This window comes from Kitasatospora sp. NPDC004240 (genome assembly GCF_053603215.1).
This window is the reverse complement of record NZ_JBSGFD010000177.1, coordinates 1-17,669: the sequence shown is the minus strand read 5'-3', so window position 1 is coordinate 17,669 and position 17,669 is coordinate 1. Positions and strand designations below refer to the sequence as shown.

The window sequence follows — 17,669 nt, the reverse complement described above, 5'->3', positions numbered from 1 at the left end:
CCTGATCTGCAACCTGGGCAACGGCAGCGGCTTCTCCGTCCGCGAGGTCATCGAGTCCGTCAAGCGCGTGACCGGCCGCGAGATCCCCGTCCAGACGGCCGGCCGGCGCGCGGGCGACCCCGCCGTCCTGGTCGCCTCCGCGCAGCGCGCCCGTGAGACCCTCGGCTGGACCCCCCGCCGCCCCGAGCTCGACGACATCGTCGCCGACGCCTGGAACTTCCTCCTGGAGCAGCACTCGTGACCACTTTCCACGACCTGTACGGCACCGCCCCCGAGGGGCAGTGGGCCGCCCCGGGCCGGGTCAACCTGATCGGCGAGCACACCGACTACAACGACGGCTTCGTCCTCCCGATCGCCCTGCCCCACACCACCCGGGTCCAGGCCCGGCGCCGCGACGACGGGCTGCTGCGCCTGCACAGCCTCCAGGGCGACGAGCGGATCACCGAACTCGACCTCGCCACCCTCGCCCCCGACCGGGTGGACGGCTGGGCCCGCTACCCGGCCGCCGTGGCCTGGACCCTGCTGAGGGCCGGCCACCGGATCGGCGGCGCCGACCTGCTGATCGACTCCGACGTGCCCACCGGCGCCGGCCTCTCCTCCTCGGCCGCCCTGGAGTGCGCCGTCGCCCTCGCGCTCGGCGACCTCCACCACCTCGGCCTCTCCGCGTCCGAGACCGCCCTGCTCGCCCAGCGGGCCGAGAACGAGTTCGTCGGCGTACCGTGCGGGATCATGGACCAGATGGCCTCGATGTGCTGCCGTGAGGGCGGCGCACTGCTCCTGGACACCCGCGACCTGACGATGCGCCACGTCCCTCTGGACCTCGCCCGCGCCGGACTGCGCCTGCTGGTCATCGACACCCGCGTCAAGCACGACCTCGCCGACGGCGCCTACGCCGAGCTGCGGGCCGGCTGCGAGAAGGCCGCCGACCTGCTCGGCCTCCCCGCCCTGCGCGACCTCTCCCCCGTCGACCTGCCCGCGGCCCTCGACCGCCTGCCCGCCGAACTACGGCCCCTCGTACGGCACGTCGTCACCGAGGACGCCCGCGTCGACCAGGTCGTCGCGCTTCTCGACACCGGCACCCTGGACGCGGTCGGCCCGCTGCTCACCGCCGGCCACGTCTCGCTGCGCGACGACTTCCGCGTCTCCTGCCCCGAGACCGACCTCGCCGTCCACGCCGCCGTCACCGCCGGCGCCCTGGGCGCCCGGATGACCGGCGGCGGCTTCGGCGGCTCCGTCATCGCCCTCACCCCGGCCGCGGACACCGAGGACGTCGCCCGCGCGGTCGAGGAGGCCTTCGCCCGGGCCGGGTACGCCGAGCCCCGCACCTTCACCACCCTGCCGTCCGCCGGCGCCCGCCGCCTCGACCCGCCCCGCTGAACCGGCCCACTCGAACCGGCCCTCCCGAACGCCCCCGACCATCCCCCTCCACCGACGAAAGCGGCCCGCCGAACCGTGCGCGAGGACCCCACCCACTCCCCCGACCACCTGACCCTGAACGCCGGACCGGCCGTCGCCGTCCTCGACCCCGCCGGAGGCGGCCGGCTCACCGGCCTGAGCGTCGACGGCCTCCAACTCCTGATGCCGGGAACGGCCTTCGGCTCGTTCCCGATGGCCCCCTGGTGCGGCCGGCTCGCCGGAGGCGTGCTGCGCGCCTCCGGGGCCCTGCACCGCTTCCCGCGCGAGGCGCCGCCCCACGCCATCCACGGCACCGTCCGCAACTCCCGCTGGCGGGTGGCCCGTTCGACCACCGAGAGCGCCGTGCTGGAGCACGACCTGGGTGCTCCCTGGCCGTTCGCGGGCCGCGTCATACAGGAGTTCACGCTCGGCCCGTCCTGCCTGCGCCTGGGCCTGACCGTCGAGTCGCTCGGCGAGCCGTTCCCCGCCCAGGCCGGGTGGCATCCGTGGTTCCGCCGCGACCTCGGGACGGGCAAGCCCGCCGAACTCCACTTCACCGCGGCCTGGCAGGAGGAACGCGGGCCGGACCACCTGCCGACCGGCCGGCGGATCACCCCCCGCGAGGGGCCGTGGGACGACTGCTTCGGCATGCCCGACGGTGTCGCGGTCACCGTCGACTGGCCGGGGGCGCTCACCCTGGAGATCACCAGCAACGCCCGGTGGGCGGTGATCTACGACGAACCCGCCGAGGCCCTCTGCGTGGAGCCGCAGTCGGGACCGCCCAACGGGCTGAACACCGTGCCCCGCCTGGTCACACCACGCTCCCCGCTCACCGTGACCAGTACGTGGCGCTGGGGCCCGCCCGACGCGCCCTGACTCAGAGCGGCACTCGTGCCGGCGCTCCACCGGACCACGGTGGAGCGCCGGCCGCCTGCCTCAGCGGGCCGTGAACGTCCACTGCCGGTAGGTGCTGGAGTCGAACGGCCCGACCTTCAACGGGGACCCGGACGCCACCGCCCCGCCGCCGTCGAGGGCGAGGCCGGTCGCCCGGTTGGCGATGGTGTGGATCCCGTGGCCGAGGTCGGTGATCCGCCACTGCTGGCCGTTCGCACCGCTCCAGGCCCGCTGCACCGGCTTGCCGCCGGCCGTGGTGACGCCGCTGCCGTCCACCACCAGACCGTTGGTCCGGTTGACCAACCGGTAGTACCCGGTGCCGAGTTCGACGGCATGCCATTGGAGGTTGGTGCTGGCACCGGGTGTCCAGACCTTCAGCGCGGTACCGGCCGCGACGTCGCCGCCGCCGTCCATCACCAGCGCGTTCTTCACGTTCTGGACCTGGAACCACGCGGTGGGGTCGAGGGTGACCCGCAGCGAGGTGATCCGGTCGTTGGCACCGGCCGGGCGCAGGTCCGCGGTGTCCTCGGTGAACGTCCAGGAGGTACCGGTCCAGTTGTCGCCCGCGTACCCGACGGCCCGGTAGCCGAGCGGGACGCGCAGCGAGGAGATGCTCGCGGCGGGCAGGCCCGCTGCCTGGAGCTGGGCCGAGGTGTAGGTACCGAGCGGCAGTTCGGCCAGGGCGCCGCGGTGGTCGACGTCCTTGAACACGGTGACCCGGGTGGTGGGGCTCAGCCGGGGGATGCCCCCGGAGAAGCGGAGCCGGAAGGTGTAGGCGGCGGCCGCGAAGGGAGCGGTGGCGGGCAGCGGAACGTGCAGGCCCGCCTCGTCCTGGCGCCAGCCGCCGAGGGCGGTGCTGCTGCCGGCCTGGGGGCCCAGGAGTTCGACGGCGGTCAGGGTGGCGAGGTCGATGCGTCGGGTGGTGAGGGTGGTGCTGGTGAGCCCGTCGGCCGGCCAGCCGAGCGCGGTGGCGTACAGGACGGTGCCGGCCTTGTCGCGGGTGAACCGGATGTCCTCGGCGGTCCCGAGGACGGGTTGGAAGAACGATCCGCCGCCCATCCGGGTGGGGCCCTCGCCGAAGTCGCTCCAGGCGCGGGTGCCGTAGACGGCTTCACCGAAGCGCGCGAGGTGGTCGCCGATGCCGCGGAGGATGTCGCGCTGGCCCTGCGGGATGGTGCCGTCGGCCGTCGGCGCGATGTTCAGCAGCACGGTGCCGTTCTTGCTGATCCGGTCGATGAGGGCGTGGAGCAGCTGGGCAGTGGTGTAGTAGCCGATGCCCGTGGTGTAGCACCAGCTGGAGCTGCTGACGCTGTCGTCGGTGAGCCAGTACGGCTCGCGGATGTCGACCGGGCCGCCGCGTTCGAAGTCGTACACCTCGCCGAGGTCGTTGAAGCCGTCCTTGAAGGTGGCGACGACCTCCTTCCCCCAGGATTCGGCCCGGTTGTAGTAGTAGGCGAGGAAGTCGAGGCGCCGCTGCTCGCCGATCGTGTTCAGCTTGAAGTCCTGGTAGAGGATGTCCGGCCGGGCGTGGTCGATCACCTCCCGGAGCTTGTCGTACCAGAGCTGGTCGGAGGCGGTCGCGCCCAGCTGGCCGTACAGCTTGCGCAGGCCGGGGTCGGTCTGCGCGGGGACGTCGCTGTAGTAGCCGTTGGGATGGTAGGCGTGGTGCATGGCGACCAGCAGCTTCATGCCCTGGCCGCGGATCGCCTGCTCGAAGAGCCGCAGCAGGTCGAGCCGGGGGCCGCGGGCGGCGGAGTTCCACTCGTTGACCTGACTCGCCCACATCGAGTAGCCGTCGTGGTGCTCGGCCACCGGGCCGGCGAAGCGGGCGCCCGAGGCCTTGAAGAGCCGCGCCCATTCCTCGGGATCGAAGTTCCCGCCCTGGGAGACCAGCCGCGGGGCGAACTGGTGGTGGTTGCCGGCCTTGTCCGTGCCGCCGTCGATGAAGTTGTGGTACGGCCAGGCGGCGGGTTCGCCGAAGGTGGCGACGTGGTGCTGGTTCACGGGGGTGCCGGAGCGGTACATGTTCCGCGGGTACCACTCGCTGCCGAAGGCCGGGACGCTGAAGACGCCCCAGTGGAAGTAGATGCCGAACTTGGCGTCCCGGAACCATTCGGGTGCGGGATCGTGTCCGTTCACCGAGGGCCAGGTCGGCGTGTACGGGCCGTCGGCGGCGCGAGCCCGGGTGGGGGCGGGGGCGAGCGGGCCGGTCACGGCGGCGGCGGCCGCGACGGCCACCGCGCCGGACAGGAGGGTACGGCGGGACACGGGCATCGGCGGACTCCTGGTCGGGAGGAAGGATCGGGAAGGTGGGCGCCCGCCCGCACCCTAGGATCGGCCTCTGATCGCGTCAATCCATATCGATCCAGAAATCCCGCAGCTGATCGAATGATCATTGGTGCGGATCGAATGCGCCGCTCGGAAGGTCGCGCGGCCCCGCCCCCGTCCGGCTCCGCATCGCGTCGCGGGAACCGCCCCCCGGTCCGCGGGGGTCGATATAGGTAGGGCCCGATATTGAATACGCATTGATCCGACGGGTGTCCTGGAGACACCGCGAGGGGAGAGCGGAGAACCCATTCGCCCACCAGACGACCTGCGGCAGGTACCACCATGGACAGCACCGTCGACCGCACCGCGGCCCCCGTTCCGGCGCCGGGTGTCGCGCTCTATCTCCGCTGCTACCCGTTCGACCCGACGGCGATGGAGTGCCACCGCCGGGCCCTGGAGGACATGGCCATGGCCATGGGACTGCCGGAACCGCTCCTGCATCTGGACAACGGCCGGCGGGCGGCCGACGGCCTCCCCGCGCTGAACAGCCTGCTGCGGGCGGTCGCCGGGGGCTGGGTCGGCACCGTCCTGGTTCCCGGGCTCTTCGTGTTCTCCGTGCACGGAGCCGAGGCGTACGCGATGGCCGCCCGACTGGAACGGCACGGCTGCCGGGTGGTCGAGCTCCCGTCCCGCGCACGCCCGCCGGCCCCGGCGGGTGCGAGGGAGCAGGAGACCGTCCGCAGTGACGGCGCACGCGCGCCGGCGGCCGTCGCGGCCTGCTGACACGCCCACCGGAGGGCCGGCGGGGAGGCCCGGAGCCTCGCCGCCGGCCCTTCGAGCGTTCACACGACAGGAAGCCGCCGGAGCCGGGATGCAGGGTTCCGGCCCCGGCGGCCCCGTGGCGGTGCCTCCGACCCTCACGGAGCACCGCCGCCGTCGGCGGGCGCCCGTCCCCGCGGCGGCGGCTCTGCCGCAGCGGCAATGGGGCGGGGCGCTCCGACGGAGCGAAAGGGGCACCGCCCGGGCACGGGTAGAAGGGCGGTGCCCCCGGTCCGCGCGGCTGACGTCGCCGCACGGGCGGCCCCCTCCGGTGCGGCGCGATGTCAGGGCAGCCGGCGGAGGGGAATCGGGGGAGGTCGAGGGCGCTGCAGGACGCCCCTTCGACCAGCAGGCAACATTATTCAACAGGTTCCAACGTCTGGCAATGTCCCTCCCGGGATCCGGCCGGCCTTCTCGCACCCCCGTGCTCGGCCGTCGGGGACCCTCCGGGAGCACCTCGCGGGCGACCCCCACCGAAGCCGGCAGCGGCCCTGATCATTCACGTACCGGTTGACTGCGCCGTCGCGAAACCGTGCCCGGCCGAGGCTCGCGCGGGCACGCACGACATGGGGCAATGGGGGTTCCCTGCGACCCGGACCCGCCGGCGGCCACCCCCGGCCCACCGGCGGCAGCCCCCGGGACCGCTCCGCGAATGCGGCCCCGACCACGAGCCGGCCCGCGCGACCGGGTGGCCCCACACACGTCACGGGCGGGTATCGATTCCGGTTGACGCGCAAAAATGTTGACATGTGATCGATCGGCGAGTTTTCTATGGTGCATCGCGTTTGATCTCGTTTAAACGTGATCGAGTACGCAGCCGTGAAGCGTCCGGTCCGGCTGCCGCGCCACCACCCACCGATCCAAGGGGTTCTCATGTTCAGTGCACCCACCCGCAGACTCTCCGCCGTCCTGGCCGCCGGGCTCCTTCTCCCGGCCGCCCTCTCAGCCTGTTCCACCGGACGCGAGGAGACCGGCGGCAGCGGGGAGGTCGCCAAGGTCGACGGCAAGATCTCGATCACCTACCTGCAGAAGCAGGGCGACCAGGAGTACTTCGTCGGCGAGGCCGCCGGGGCCAAGGCGAAGGCCGCCGAGCTCGGCGTCGACCTCAAGGTGGTCAACCTCGGCAACGACGCCAACAAGGCCGTCAGCGAGGCCAAGGCCGCCATCGCCCAGAAGAGCAACGCCATCATCGTCGTCGTCCCGGACCCGGCAGTCGGCCCGCAGATCGTCCAGACCGCCAAGGACGCCAAGGTCGCCCTGCTCACCTCGGACGACCAGATCTGCACCACCGGCCCCGACCCGGCCGGCTGCGCCCCGGAGAACCTGGTGCCCCGGATCGGCTTCAGCGGCGAGCAGATGGGCACCGAGGTCGGCAAGCGGGCCGCCCAGGAGTTCACCAAGGCGGGCTGGAACCCGGCCGAGACCCGCACCATCTCCGCCTGGAAGCAGGACGTGACGGTCTGCACCTCCCGGGTGAAGAGCGCCAAGGCCGCCTTCCTGAGCGGCGGCGGCACCGGCGTGCAGAACATCGACGTCGCCACCGACAACACCCCCACCGGCGCCCAGGACAAGATCGCCGCCGTGGTCACGGCCAACCCCAACGTCAAGCACTGGGTGGTGTGGGGCTGCAACGACGAGAACGTGCAGGGCGGCGTGACCGCGCTGGAGAACGCCGGCTTCAAGGCCGACAACATCATCGGCGTGGGCCTCGGCGCCTATCTGGCCTGCAAGAACTGGGCGACCGACAAGCCCTCCGGCATGAAGGCCGCGCTGTTCATCAACGGCAAGGACGTCGGCGCCCTCGCCGTCCAGACCGTCGTCGACAAGCTCAAGAACGGCAAGGAGTTCCCGAAGGAGGCCTTCGCGCCGACCACCATGGTCGACCCGTCCAACTGGAAGGCCTCCGGGGTCACCTGCGGCTGACCCGCCCCCGCGCCGGTACGGGTGCGGCGGCCATCACGGCCCGTCGCACCCGCGCCCGTCCGGCGCGGTCACCCACCCGGTCCACGTGCCCGCCCGTGCCGCGGCGCCCCACCACGGCGCCGGGATCACCGGGACCGCCGAGCCGGTCCCGCCACGGCACCCCCACGAATCTGCGAGGTTCCCTTGACTTCCTCTCCCTCCTGGCGGAGGGGGGTTCCCCTCAGCCTCGCGGCTGAGCCGCTGCGTGTGAGCGCGGCGGTGGGACGACTTCCTGCTTCACCGACGACTGCCCGCCCGGAGTGCTCCGTTGAGGTCTTACACCGTCTCCACAGGCTGCTGCCGCCAGTCCGGCGGCCAGGATGGTGCGTGCCGCGTTCACGTCCCGGTCGTGGACCGCACCGCAGTCGCACGTCCATGTGCGGACGTTCAGGGGCATCGTGGCGCGGAGGGTTCCGCAGACCGAGCACAGTTTGGAGCTGGGGAACCACCGGTCGACGGTGACCAGCTCGCGGCCGTACCACTCGGTTTTGTACTCCAGCATGGACCGCAGCTCGCTCCACGAGGCGTCCGAGATGGCTCGGGCGAGGGTGTGGTTCTTGAGCATGGTGCGGACCGTGAGGTCCTCGATCACGACCGTTTGATTTTCACGGACGAGTCGGGTGGTGAGTTTGTGCAGGAAGTCCCGGCGGCGGTCGGCGATCCGCGCATGGACGCGGGCGACCTTCCGGCGGGCCTTCTCACGGTTGTTGCTGCCCTTGGCCTTGCGGGCGAGGTCGCGCTGCGCCCTGGCCAGGCGCTCGCGGTCGGCACGCTCGTACCTCGGGTTGGTGATCTTCTCGCCGGTGGAGAGTGTGACCAGGCTGGTGAGGCCGGCGTCGATCCCGACCGCCGCGTGGACGGGCGCGGGCATCGACGGGCGGTCCTCGCACAGCATCGAGACGAACCACCGGCCGGCCGCGTCCTGCGACACGGTCACCATGGACGGCGACGCTCCCTGCGGGAGCGGACGGGACCAGCGGACGTCCAGCGGCTCCGTCATCTTCGCCAGGGTCAGCCGGCCGTCCCGGTAGCGGAACGCGCTGGTGGTGTACTCCGCACTCCTGCGGGACTTCTTCTTCGACTTGAACGTCGGATACTTCGCCCGCTTCGTCCAGAAGCCGGCGAACGCCCCCTGCAAGTGGCGCAACGCCTGCTGCAACGGCACCGAGGAGACCTCGGCCAGGAACGCCAGCTCCTCGGTCCGCTTCCACTCCGTCAGCATCGCCGACGTCTGGTTGTAGTTCACCCGCTCCCGACGCGTCGTCCACGCCTCGGTGCGAGCGGCCAGCGCCCGGTTGTAGACCAGCCTCACGCACCCGAACGTGCGCGACAGCTCAGCCGCCTGCACATCCGTCGGGTAGAAGCGGAACTTGAAAGCCCGCTTCACGTGAGTGGCCGCCACGGCTCACACGCTAGCACTCTGCGCGCGATCACATGACGCATCGTCAGCTGCCGATATGCCGGACCGCCTTGACGACGATCCGACTTCCCCTGCCCCGCTGCACGGGAGTTTCGTTTCCTCCCCCGGCTGAAGCCGGGGATATCCACGAAAGGACTCAGATGAACGACCCCGGCATCCGTCCCCCGGAGCCCCCTCCGCCCGCCCGGTCCGTCACCCCGGTCGTGGCCGTCGAAGGGGTCACCAAGCGCTTCGGGTCGGTCCAGGCCCTGACCGGCGTCGGCCTGGACTTCCCCGCAGGACAGGTCACCGCCCTGATGGGCGAGAACGGCGCGGGCAAGTCCACCCTCCTCAAGATCCTGACCGGTGATCACCAGCCCACCGAGGGCCGCATCGTGATCGACAGCCGGCCGGTCTCCTTCGCCTCACCCGCCGAGGCCAGGGCCGCCGGGATCCGGATCATCCCGCAGGAGCCGGAGATCATCCCGCACGTCTCGGTCGCCGAGAACGTCTACGCCGGCTCCCTGCCCCGCGCGGCCGGCCGCCGCCTGGACCGGGCCGGTCTCCACCGCCGGATCACCGCCGACCTGAAGCGCCTCGGCTTCGACAAGGTCCTCCCCCCGCACCTGCTGGGCTCCGAACTCACCCCCGCCCAACGCCAACTGGTCGAGATCATGCGGGCCCTGACCGGCGAGGCCAAGGTCATCGCCTTCGACGAGCCGACCTCCTCCCTCTCCGACAACGAGGTGGAGGCGCTGTTCGCCCTGATCCGCCGGCTGCGCGAACAGGGCGTCGCCGTCATCTACGTCTCCCACCGCATGAAGGAGATCTTCCGGCTCGCCGACCGCATCGCCGTCCTGCGCGACGGCGCCGTGGCCGGTGTCCTGGACGCCCCGGACACCGACGAGGGCGAGGTGGTGCGGCTCATGGTCGGACGCGACCTGTCCACCCTCTTCGTCCGCCAGGACGTCACCACCGACCGGGTCGTCCTGGACGTGCGCTCGCTGACCACCGACCACGTCCGGGACATCGACCTGCGGGTACGGGCCGGCGAGGTCGTCGCCCTCGCCGGACTCATCGGTGCCGGACGCTCCGAACTCGCCCTCGCCCTCGCCGGGGACCACGCCGTCCGGTCCGGCACCATCACCCTGGACGGCCGGCCCCTGCGCCCCGGCCGCCCCCGCGCCGCGATCGCCGCCGGCATCGGCCTGGCCCCCGAGGAGCGCAAGGCCCAGGCGCTGTTCCTGCACCGCTCGATCCGCGACAACACCTCCACCGTCGTCCTGGACCGCCTGCGCCGCCTGCGCTTCGTCCAGCGCCGCCGCGAACGCGCCCTGGCCCAGGAGTACACCGACCGGCTGCGGGTGCGCACGCCCTCCATCGAGCACGAGGTGCGCAAGCTGTCCGGCGGCAACCAGCAGAAGGTCGTCCTCGCCCGCTGGCTCGCCCGCAAGCCCAAGCTGCTCATCCTCGACGAGCCGACCCGCGGCATCGACATCGGCGCCAAGTCCGAGATCTACCAGATCATCGCGGACCTGGCCCGCGAGGGCACCGCACTGCTGGTGATCTCCTCCGAGCTGCCCGAGGTCCTCGGCCTCGCCGACCGCGTCGTCGTGATGCAGAACGGCCGCATCACCGGCGAACTCACCCGCGCCGCGGCGAGCGAGGAGGCCATCCTCCAGCTCGCCATGGCCGACGACCTCGCCACGGTATCCGCCCCCTCATCCCCCGTTCCCACCGACGCAGCCCCCGGAGGCCGCTCATGACCACCGCGACGGCCCGCCGGTCCCCCGACGCCGGCACCCGCAAGCGCCCCTCGTTCGCCTCGCTCGGCGGGCAGAACCTCAGCCTCATCGGCGCCCTCGTCGTCGTCCTCGCCCTGTTCGGCACCCTGAACGACAACTTCCTCAGCCTGAACAACCTCCAGGTCATCGCCGAGGCCGCCACCATCACCGGCCTGCTCGCCGTCGTACAGACCGTCGTCATCATCTGCGGCGGCCTCGACATCTCCGTCGGCTCCCAGGCCGGCATCGCCTCCGTCGTCTCCGCCATGGCCTTCACCAGCGCCGGCGGCAACGCCCTCACCGGCATCGCGGCCGCCCTCGGCGTCGGCGTCCTCGTCGGCGTCGTCAACGGCGTGGTCATCGTCTACGGCCGGGTCAACCCCACCATCGCCACCCTGGCCGGCCTCGCCGCGTACAAGGGCGTCGCCCAACTGCTGTCCGACGGCCGCGCCCAGGGCTACGTCCTCAACGACGACGTCTTCGTCTTCCTCGGCCGCGGCAAGATCGCCGGCCTGCCCGTCATGGTCTGGATCCTCATCCTCACCGCCGTCGCCGTCCACCTGCTCCTCAAGTACACCGACATCGGCCGCAACCTGTACGCCATCGGCGGCAACGACACCGCCGCCCGCCTCGCCGGCATCAGCATCAACAAGTACCTGATCGCCGTCTACGCCCTCATCGGCACCGTCGCCGCCATCGCCGGCATCCTGCTCACCGCCCGCACCGGCTCCGGCCAGCCCGTCTCCGGCAGCGAGGGCCTCGAACTCAAGGCCATCACCGCCGCCGCGCTCGGCGGCGCCGCCCTCAAGGGCGGCAAGGGCGGCATCGGCGGGACGCTCCTCGCCGTCGCCCTGCTCGGATGCCTGGAGAACGGCCTCACCGTCCAGGGCATCAACTCCTTCTGGCAGAACGTCGCCCAGGGCGCCCTCCTGGTCGTCGCCGTCGTCATCCAGCAACGCCGCAACGGCGAACGCGCCATCGGCCTCCCCGCCTGACCGGTACCCGCCTGACCGGTACCCGCCGGCGGAAACGACACGGCGGCCCCTGCGCGGGTGCTCGCGCAGGCCGTCCCGCCGCGCCGGAGGCCGGGTGCGATCTACCATGGAGGGCAAGGTCCTCTTGATCCCCGCAGGTGCCCGCAGGTGCCCGCAGCGGCACGGTAGGGAGGCCGGCATGGAGTTCGGGAACGGATCCGGGCAGGTGGACGCCTCGCGCTACCTGCCGATCTCCGATCACGGTCTGATCGGTGATCTCCGCACCGCCGCGCTGGTCGGGACCGACGGCACCATCGACTGGTACTGCTGCCCGCGCTTCGACGCACCGAGCGTGTTCGCGTCCATCCTCGACGCCGACCGGGGCGGATCGTTCGAGCTGGCCGCCGACGTGCCGACCCGTACCCGCCAGTTCTACTTCCCCGACACCAATGTGCTGATCACGCGGTTCTACGCCGCCGACGGGGTGGCGGAGATCCAGGACTTCATGCCCGTCGTCGACGAGTCGCGCGAGGCGGCCCGGCACCGGCTGATCCGGCGGGTGATCTGCGTCCGGGGCACCCTTCCGTTCCGGGCGCGGATCGCTCCCCGGTTCGGCTACGGCGCCGAACCGCACACCGTACGCGCCCGGGTCCACGAGGCCGTCTTCGAGGCCCCCTCGCTCTCGCTGGCACTGACCTCCACCGCGCCCCTCGAATGCGACGGCGGGGACGTGTCGTCGCACTTCAAGCTCCTCGAAGGCGAGTCCGTGGTGTTCGCCCTCGACCGGATCGGCGATGACGTCCCCCCACGGGCCTGCGCCTGCGCCGAGGCGCAGGAGCAGGCCGAGGCGACGATCCGGTTCTGGCGCCACTGGTTGGGCCGCTCGCGCTATCGCGGACGCTGGCGGGAGGTGGTGCACCGCTCCGCGCTGGCGCTGAAGCTGCTCACCTACGCACCGACCGGTGCGATCGTGGCCGCCCCGACGACCAGCCTGCCCGAGCGGGCCGGTGGTGAGCGCAACTGGGACTACCGGTACGTATGGGTCCGTGACGCGGCCTTCTGCGTCTACGCCATGCTGCGCCTGGGCTTCACCTCGGAGGCCGAGGCGTTCATGGGATTCCTGTCCGAACGGGGCATCGCCCGGGGCACCGGGTCCACCGGTCCGCTGCAGATCATGTACGGCATCGACGGACGCCGGGACCTGCCCGAGTCCGAGCTCCGCCACCTGGAGGGCCACCTGGGCTCCGCGCCGGTGCGGGTGGGCAACGCCGCCACCCAGCAGCTCCAACTGGACATCTACGGGGCGCTGATCGACTCCGTCTACCTGTACGACAAGTGGGGGCAGCCCATCAGCAGCGATCACTGGGACGAGGTCGGCGCCGTGGTCGACTGGCTCTGCGACCACTGGGACCAGCCCGACGAGGGCGTCTGGGAGACCCGGGGCGGCCGCAAGGACTTCGTCTACTCGCGACTGATGTGCTGGGTGGCGATCGAACGCGCCATCCGGATGGCCAACCGCCGCGGACTGCCGGCCGATCTCCCGCGCTGGCGGCAGAGCCGGGACACGATCTACCGGCAGATCATGCGCCAGGGCTGGTCGGCGGAGCGCGGGGCGTTCGTCCAATCACTGGGCAGCGACGTCCTCGACGCCTCCGTGCTGATGATGCCGATGGCCAAGTTCGTCTCGCCCACCGACCCCAAGTGGCTCTCGACCCTCGACGCGCTCACCACGGACCTGGTCTCCGACTCGCTGGTCTACCGCTACGACCCGGGGGCCAGCCCCGACGGCCTGCACGGTTCCGAGGGCACGTTCTCGATCTGCTCCTTCTGGTACGTCGAGGCGCTCACCCGCGCCGGACGCCTCGAGGACGCCCGGCTGGCCTTCGAGAAGATGCTCACCTACGCCAACCACCTCGGCCTCTACGCCGAGGAGATCGGCCGCACCGGAGAACAACTCGGCAACTTCCCACAGGCGTTCACCCACCTCGCGCTGATCAGCGCCGCCTTCAACCTCGACCGCGCCCTCGGCTGAGTCCCACGGCCTGAGCAGGCGGAACGCCTCCCGCGCCGGGACGGAGGACTCCCCGCCGTGCCGCCGTGTGTGTCGGGGGCGAGGGGCTTCGTCGAACGGTGCGGGAGGCGTGCGTACGCCGCGGGCCGTGCGGCCGGTGGCGGATCAGTACCAGTACATGCCGCTCTGGCCGGCCTTGCGCCACATCTGGGCGTTGGCGCCGTTGGCGGTCGAGGAGTTCACGATCTCCAGGTACTTGTCGGCGTGGACGTTGCGGATGACGTGGTTGCGGCCACTGGTGTTCATCACGTGCCAGCGCTGGCCGCCCACCAGGGCGCAGTCCCACTGCTGCACGCGCGCGCCGTCGGCGGTCGAGGAGTTCGAGACGTCCAGGCACTTGCCGCTGCGGTTGTTGACGATCTGCACCTCCCAGTTGTTGCCGAAGGCGTACCGGAGGTACCAGTACGAGCCGGACTGGCCGTTGCAGTCCCACTGCTGGGCCTGGGCACCGTTGGCGGTCGAGGAGTTCTCGATCTCCAGGCACTTGCCGCTGCGGCTGTTGCGGATCTGGATGACCCCGGAGTCGGGCGAGATCGACATGGCGACCGCAGGCTCGGCCGACGGCGCGGAGGCCTGCGCGGCGCTCTGCGGCGCGGAGACCGGCGCGGCGGCGGCGACGGGCGCGGTGACGGCGAGGATCGCGACGGCGGCGAGCGGGCCGGCGGCGAGGGTGGAGAGCTTCACAGGAGGGTGGTCCTTCAAGGTGTGACAAAGCGTTGGCAAACGTTCCGCATCGGAACCATCGGTGAACCTATGTCGGTCGATCGGGCGGTGTCACGGGGTTTTCGCCGTCACGGGGCGGAAGGTGCTCGACATCACATGACTGCACGTCAGAATGCTTGATGCGTCAACGAATCTTCCCGGTGCAGAAGGATGATCGTGTAGAAATCGGGCAGTGCGCTTCAAGGTGATCTGGGCGCGGAATGTCCTCGCGGAGGACCGGCTGAGTCGCCTGCCACTCAGCGGCTTGCGGACCGCTGAGTCGGGACGAGCCAGGGAGCGTGCCGCTGCGCCGTCCCTTCACCGGGTGAGGGGCTCGGTTGCCCCGGGTGGCGTCCGGGTGTGGGTGCCTGCGGGCTCCCGTTCGGCCCAGTGTCGCTGGCGGCGACCCCGGGGGCGGCCGAACCTTGGAGGAGTGTTCGGGCCGCCCCTGCGGCCCAGGCCGTTCGTCGGAGGCAGATGATCATGGCGCGTTACCTCGGACCGTCCCGGGCCTCGTCCAAGGCGCACCGGCGGGTCGCCCTGGCCGCGGCCGCGCTCGGCACCACGGTGCTGGTCGTCGCCGGCTGCAGTTCCTCGGAGTCCACGTCCACGCCGTCGGTGTCGCCCTCGTTCTCGCCCGACGTGAACTCCTTCTCCGGGGAGCCCCCGTCCGCGATCGCCTCGGCCAAGTCGTCCCTGCTGGAGTCCGTCTCGGCCGCCGCGGCCTCCGCGTCCGCGGCGGCATCGTCCTTCGAGGCGTCCGTCTCGGCGCAGTTGGCGGCCGGCCGGGCCGAGGCGGAGGCCGTCCTCGCGAAGACCGAGGGCACCGGGAACGCGATGAACGAGGTCACCATCACCGGTCTGCCGAAGGCCCAGGCGGCCGGCTTCAACGCCGCACTGATCACGGTGGTGAACCGGTCGGGTGCGCAGGCGTCCTACGCCATCAAGGTCGAGTTCCTGGACGACAGCGGCAAGGTCGTGGACACCACCTTCCTGAACATCAAGGACGTCGCCGCCGGTGCGACGGCCACGGCCACGGCGTTCACCCCGATGAGCCGCGACACGGCCCTGGTGTCCCGGGTCGCCCAGGCCCAGCGCTACTGACGACGGCGGGCCCGGGCCGCCGGAGCCGCTGCGGCGTCCCTGGAACCGGGGCTCATCGGCGGGCAGGACGATCGCCGGCGCCGGATGAGGCCGTGGCCGGCCGCCGTCACGGTGCCAGGCACTGCGGCGGAAGCGGGAACCACCGCAGGGCCTCGAAGTCCGCCGGGAGGGCGCAGGGGCCGGAGTCGACCCGGTCGGGCCGACCGGCGAGCAGCGTGCGGGCCTCGGCGAGCTGCCGGGCGAGGGCCTCCTCGCCCATCCGCGCGCGTCCGTGCGGCCAGTCCAGGCGTCCGTGCTCGTCGTAGTGGGCGTCGGTGAGCCGCAGTGGCGGTCCGGCCGCGGCGTGCCGGTGGCGCCACAGGCCGGTGCGCGGATCGAAACGGTAGTCGGGCAGCAGGCGGTGACCGAGGGCGGCGAGGAGGTCGACCGCGTCGATGAGGTAGTCCCGGACGGTGTCGGAAAGGAAGTAGTGGAAGTTGATCCGGGTCCAGCCGGGCTTGATCCCCTCGCAGCGGTGCCCGACGATCTCATCCCGGAAGGCGTGTGAGTGCGGCTGGTCGATCGCCAGTAGGCGGTGGCCGTAGGGGCCTGCACAGGAGCAGCCGCCGCGCGCCTGGATGCCGAAGAGGTCGTTGAGCACGGCGACCACGAAGTTGTGGTGCAGGAAGCGGTCGCCGTGCCGGATCCGGAAGGAGACGATGGACAGCCGCCGTGCGCGGTGGCTGCCGAGGACGTCGATACGGGGGTTCCGTTCCCACCGGTCCAGTGCGGCGTGCCACAGGTGCTCCTCACGGGCCTGGATCAGGTCGGTGCCGACGGCCCGTTTGAGGTCGAAGACCAGGCCGGCGCGGATGGACTCCACGATGGCGGGTGTGCCGCCCTCCTCCCGTGCGACCGGGTCGTCCAGGTACCGGTGGCTGAGGGGATCGACGAACATCACCGTGCCGCCCCCGGGCACCGTGGGCACCTGGTTGCGCACCAGCTCCCGCCGGACGACCAGGACGCCGGGAGTCTGCGGGCCGCCCGGGAACTTGTGGGGCGACAGGAACAGCGCGTCCTTGCCGTCGCCCCGGCCCGGGGCGCTCTCGGCCGCACGGATGGGTACGTACGGCGCGGCCGCGGCGTAGTCCCAGAACGACAGCGCCCCGTGGCCGTGCAGGAGGCGCGCCGTCCGGTCGGCGTCGGTGAGGATGCCGGTCACGTTCGAGGCGGCGGAGAAACTGCCGATCCGCAGAGGGCGGTCGGCGAAGCGCACCAGTTGGGCCGTGAGGTCGACGAGGTCGAGGTGCCCGTCGGCGTCCTCGCCGATGGTCACCACGTCGGCGACGGTCTCGCGCCAGGGCAGTTCGTTGGAGTGGTGCTCGTACGGTCCCACGAAGACCACCGGCCGTTCGGCAGGCGGCCGCGGCAGGTCGGGACGGGGGCCGGCGGGGCCGGCCGGACGACGCAGCTCCAGGATGCCGATGAGCTTGTTGACGGCGGCCGTGGCCCCGGCCCCGCAGAAGATCACCAGGTGGTCGTCGGTGCCGCCGACGCAGTCGCGGATCATCCGGCGGGCGTCCTCGCGGAGCCGGGTCGTCTGCAGACCGGTGCCGGAACTCTCGGTGTGGGTGTTGGCGTAGCGGGGGAGCACGGCTTCGCGGATGAAGTCCTCGATGAAGTCGAGCGAACGCCCGGAGGCGGTGTAGTCGGCGTAGGTGACCCGGCGTGGACCGTAGGGGCCGTCCAGGACCTCGCCTTCGCCGATGATGCCCGCCCGGATGCGCTCCAGCAGTCGTGAGGGCGGGGCGGGGGAGGTGGACCGTTCGTCCGAGGCGGTGGTGGTGCTCATGTCGGCCGCTCCTTCCGGGGATGGCCGGGACCGGCCGGCGGCCCCGGAGAACCCCGTTGATTGTCAGCATCCCCCAGGGGATCCTGGCAGGCCAGAGGTGGACGGCTCTCGCATCCGGCCCTTCGCGGGCCTCCCGCGGGGCCCGCGAAGGGGAATCGGGGGACGGATCGGCCTCTCCGGCTCGTCGGGGTGATCACGGGTCGCGACGGGGAGTACGACGGCCGCGAGCGGCACCGTGATTCGGCGGATCGCGCGGACGCGTCGCGACCCCGGCCCGCACCGGCAGGCGGCGGTCGGCGGTGACGGCGTCGGGGCCGTGGGGGAGTGCTCCGGAGGCTGAAGCGCGAGATCGCCCTGGTGGCCGAGGAGGCCGAGGAAGGCGGCACCCGTCCACGCGGTGCTCCGCCCACCGCCGCTGAGCAGCGGTGGGCGGAGAGGGATCGGGTCGTGTCGGGGAGTCCCCGAC

At 71.9% G+C, this 17,669-nt stretch carries 12 protein-coding genes and 1 pseudogene; 9 read left to right on the top strand and 4 right to left on the bottom strand.

From position 1 onward, the window contains the following. From ACWEQL_RS33305 to ACWEQL_RS33295, 3 genes and pseudogenes are all read left to right on the top strand, one after another. Positions 1 to 241 (top strand): annotated as a pseudogene (locus ACWEQL_RS33305) (UDP-glucose 4-epimerase GalE); the annotation flags it as partial. Then, on the top strand, positions 238 to 1,377 hold the full coding sequence (gene galK, locus ACWEQL_RS33300; protein ID WP_452154111.1) for a galactokinase: 1,140 nt from the start codon (positions 238 to 240) through the stop codon (positions 1,375 to 1,377). The pseudogene ACWEQL_RS33305 and the gene galK, both read left to right, overlap by 4 nt. A gap of 75 nt (positions 1,378 to 1,452) precedes the next feature. Then, positions 1,453 to 2,271 (top strand): aldose epimerase family protein, encoded by an 819-nt coding sequence (locus ACWEQL_RS33295; protein ID WP_452154110.1) that lies wholly within the window; start codon positions 1,453 to 1,455, stop codon positions 2,269 to 2,271. A gap of 60 nt (positions 2,272 to 2,331) precedes the next feature. On the opposite strand, the gene ACWEQL_RS33290 is transcribed toward ACWEQL_RS33295, so the two are convergent. Further along, on the bottom strand, positions 2,332 to 4,563 hold the full coding sequence (locus ACWEQL_RS33290; RefSeq protein ID WP_452154109.1) for an alpha-L-fucosidase: 2,232 nt from the start codon (positions 4,561 to 4,563) through the stop codon (positions 2,332 to 2,334). 336 nt (positions 4,564 to 4,899) lie between these two features. Here ACWEQL_RS33290 and ACWEQL_RS33285 point away from each other — a divergent pair, with 336 nt between their 5' ends. Both ACWEQL_RS33285 and ACWEQL_RS33280 read left to right on the top strand, forming a co-directional pair. After that, positions 4,900 to 5,340 (top strand): hypothetical protein, encoded by a 441-nt coding sequence (locus ACWEQL_RS33285; RefSeq protein ID WP_452154108.1) that lies wholly within the window; start codon positions 4,900 to 4,902, stop codon positions 5,338 to 5,340. A gap of 909 nt (positions 5,341 to 6,249) precedes the next feature. Then, positions 6,250 to 7,299, top strand: a complete 1,050-nt coding sequence (locus tag ACWEQL_RS33280) for a substrate-binding domain-containing protein (protein WP_452154107.1) — start codon at positions 6,250 to 6,252, stop codon at positions 7,297 to 7,299. A gap of 220 nt (positions 7,300 to 7,519) precedes the next feature. Here ACWEQL_RS33280 and ACWEQL_RS33275 read toward each other — a convergent pair whose 3' ends face one another. Continuing rightward, positions 7,520 to 8,740: an RNA-guided endonuclease InsQ/TnpB family protein gene (locus tag ACWEQL_RS33275; protein ID WP_452154106.1), complete on the bottom strand. Its 1,221-nt coding sequence runs from the start codon at positions 8,738 to 8,740 to the stop codon at positions 7,520 to 7,522. Positions 8,741 to 8,898: 158 nt separating this feature from the next. Between ACWEQL_RS33275 and ACWEQL_RS33270 the strand changes: the two genes are divergently transcribed. The 3 genes from ACWEQL_RS33270 (at position 8,899) to ACWEQL_RS33260 (ending at position 13,527) form a co-directional block, all read left to right on the top strand. Next, on the top strand, positions 8,899 to 10,503 hold the full coding sequence (locus ACWEQL_RS33270) for a sugar ABC transporter ATP-binding protein (protein WP_452154105.1): 1,605 nt from the start codon (positions 8,899 to 8,901) through the stop codon (positions 10,501 to 10,503). Continuing rightward, entirely contained in the window at positions 10,500 to 11,516 is a 1,017-nt protein-coding gene (locus tag ACWEQL_RS33265; RefSeq protein WP_452154104.1) for an ABC transporter permease, read from the top strand. The genes ACWEQL_RS33270 and ACWEQL_RS33265 overlap by 4 nt, the downstream gene beginning before the upstream one ends. 178 nt (positions 11,517 to 11,694) lie before the next feature. Next, a complete protein-coding gene (locus ACWEQL_RS33260) occupies positions 11,695 to 13,527 on the top strand; it encodes a glycoside hydrolase family 15 protein (RefSeq protein WP_452154103.1) in 1,833 nt (610 codons plus the stop codon). A 144-nt stretch (positions 13,528 to 13,671) separates the two neighbouring features. Here the strand turns inward: ACWEQL_RS33260 and ACWEQL_RS33255 are convergent, their stop codons facing one another. Then, on the bottom strand, positions 13,672 to 14,250 hold the full coding sequence (locus ACWEQL_RS33255; RefSeq protein ID WP_452154102.1) for an RICIN domain-containing protein: 579 nt from the start codon (positions 14,248 to 14,250) through the stop codon (positions 13,672 to 13,674). 501 nt (positions 14,251 to 14,751) lie between these two features. On the opposite strand from ACWEQL_RS33255, the gene ACWEQL_RS33250 reads away from it, so the two are divergent. Beyond that, entirely contained in the window at positions 14,752 to 15,372 is a 621-nt protein-coding gene (locus ACWEQL_RS33250) for an FxLYD domain-containing protein (protein WP_452154101.1), read from the top strand. A 106-nt stretch (positions 15,373 to 15,478) separates the two neighbouring features. Here the strand turns inward: ACWEQL_RS33250 and ACWEQL_RS33245 are convergent, their stop codons facing one another. Further along, complete coding sequence (locus tag ACWEQL_RS33245; protein WP_452154100.1) at positions 15,479 to 17,203, bottom strand: aminotransferase class V-fold PLP-dependent enzyme; 1,725 nt, start codon at positions 17,201 to 17,203, stop codon at positions 15,479 to 15,481. Between the last annotated feature and the right edge of the window lie 466 nt (positions 17,204 to 17,669).

Excerpts from the sequence above, each read along its gene's own strand:
- ACWEQL_RS33280 (WP_452154107.1), top strand. The coding sequence starts at position 6,250 with ATGTTCAGTGCACCCACCCGCAGACTCTCCGCCGTCCTGGCCGCCGGG.
- ACWEQL_RS33250 (WP_452154101.1), top strand. The coding sequence starts at position 14,752 with ATGGCGCGTTACCTCGGACCGTCCCGGGCCTCGTCCAAGGCGCACCGG.
- ACWEQL_RS33260 (WP_452154103.1), top strand. The coding sequence starts at position 11,695 with ATGGAGTTCGGGAACGGATCCGGGCAGGTGGACGCCTCGCGCTACCTG.
- ACWEQL_RS33265 (WP_452154104.1), top strand. The coding sequence starts at position 10,500 with ATGACCACCGCGACGGCCCGCCGGTCCCCCGACGCCGGCACCCGCAAG.
- ACWEQL_RS33270 (WP_452154105.1), top strand. The coding sequence starts at position 8,899 with ATGAACGACCCCGGCATCCGTCCCCCGGAGCCCCCTCCGCCCGCCCGG.
- ACWEQL_RS33245 (WP_452154100.1), bottom strand. The coding sequence starts at position 17,203 with ATGAGCACCACCACCGCCTCGGACGAACGGTCCACCTCCCCCGCCCCG.
- ACWEQL_RS33285 (WP_452154108.1), top strand. The coding sequence starts at position 4,900 with ATGGACAGCACCGTCGACCGCACCGCGGCCCCCGTTCCGGCGCCGGGT.
- ACWEQL_RS33290 (WP_452154109.1), bottom strand. The coding sequence starts at position 4,563 with ATGCCCGTGTCCCGCCGTACCCTCCTGTCCGGCGCGGTGGCCGTCGCG.